The 349-nt window shown below is 55.0% G+C and carries 1 pseudogene; it reads right to left on the minus strand.

The window, feature by feature from the left end:
* Positions 1-111: 111 nt before the first annotated feature.
* Positions 112-349, minus strand: a pseudogene (locus tag IAE34_RS24215) (IS630 family transposase); the annotation flags it as partial.

Here is a 349-nt window from a genome sequence, read left to right on the forward strand (position 1 = left end):
GGGCTTGAGGGTGGCGGGTCAGGTTGCGGAGGGGGGCTGTCTGAAAAGGTTTGATACCCGGTGATACTGCATTGAGCGTTCAGGACTAGTGTGGTACTTCTCAAATAATGCTCATATTTTTCGGCTTAGCGCCTCAGCTGCACGGCCGACGCTCGCCAAGATGTCATCAGCCTTTCGATGCCAGCGAAAGGGCCGAGGATTGGCGTTGTGAGTGGACAGGTAGTACTCAATAGACTCCTCCAAATCCTTCACGCTGGTATGTGCCTGGCGCTTGATCCACTTCTCGCTCAGCGTCGAGAAGAAGCGCTCCACCAGATTCAACCAGGATGCCGAAGTCGGCGTGAAATGC

It is taken from the genome of Pseudomonas sp. S30 (assembly GCF_016518545.1).
Classification (GTDB): domain Bacteria; phylum Pseudomonadota; class Gammaproteobacteria; order Pseudomonadales; family Pseudomonadaceae; genus Aquipseudomonas.